Annotated in this window: 1 protein-coding gene; it reads left to right on the top strand. The window is 48.5% G+C overall.

What is annotated here, in order from left to right; all coding sequences use genetic code 11:
- On the top strand, positions 1–1,111 hold a 1,111-nt coding region (locus AC1DUA_RS38610; RefSeq protein ID WP_477504723.1), incomplete at its 5' end, for an ABC transporter substrate-binding protein.
- Between the last annotated feature and the right edge of the window lie 11 nt (positions 1,112–1,122).

Genomic DNA, 1,122 nt, shown 5'->3' with positions numbered 1-1,122 from the left:
AAATTATGTACGTACGCCATCGGCTGACTACGACAAGAAAATCCAAGTCGCCATTCAAGGTGGCGAGGTTCCAGATGTCATGGCATTCTCCAACGGGCCGATGATCAAAAACTATTCGCCTATTCTCGAGCCATTAGCGCCTTTGGCAGAGAAATCGTTAGGTAAGGATTGGCAGAAGCTTTTCAAATCTACACCAATGGAATCATCCAAGAAAAACGATTATAAGACGATACCGACAGGGGTCGCGGTTACGCCGTTCCTTTCCTATGATGTAGATCTGTTCAAGAAAGTAGGCGCAGAGCCGCCTAAGACGTATGACGAGTTGAAACAAGTCGTGAAAAAGTTTGAAGATGCCAAATTGCCGGGCATTGTGCCACGTCTAGGCTTCGCCGGCGGTAAAAGTGCAACGGTAACGGATGTCTTCTACACACTCGTCAACCAGATTGCGCCGGGCAAATTGTATGAAGCGGATGCGGGCAAAGCGAAATTCACCGACCCGGTGTTCATTCAAGCGACGAATGCGTTCAAACAATTTTATACGGATAAACTCTTCCAAGACGGCAACCTGACCACCAAATTCGACCCGGATCTGCGCGATATGTATGAGCAAAAGAGGCAGCTTCCAATGATTCTCGTTGGGGCATGGATCATGACTGACGTAGCGAACAAGGACGGTTTGAAAATTGGCGATCGCACCTTCGGACTCGTGCCTATGCCGACAATTGACGGCGGTAAAACAAGTGTCCTTATCAACGGTGATGTCCCCCTCGGCATTAGTAAAGATTCGAAACATAAAGAGGCCGCCTGGAGATTCGTAGAATTCATGGCTACGGGCGAATATCAGACGATTCTGAGCAAAGCGCTGCAGTTCCTTCCTGTGAAAGAGGGATTGTCCATGGATAAATCCGCACTCAAAACAGACATTGAGAAGCAATCCGTGGATATGGTTCTGAACACACTTACGAATAATGTTGGCGGCATCCGCTTCCTGGACAATGCTTCCATTGAACAAGCGCTTTTTGCTAATTTACAAAAGGTGGCGACCGGAACGGTGACACCGGAGCAAGCGATGGCTGATGTTCAAAAAGCATCTGACGCCGTGAAACGCTAACAGGGGGGAGG

The sequence above is a fragment of the Paenibacillus sp. 01T422 genome (genome assembly GCF_056398785.1).
The sequence above is the reverse complement of the archived record's forward strand: the minus strand, read 5'-3'. Positions and strand labels throughout refer to the sequence as shown.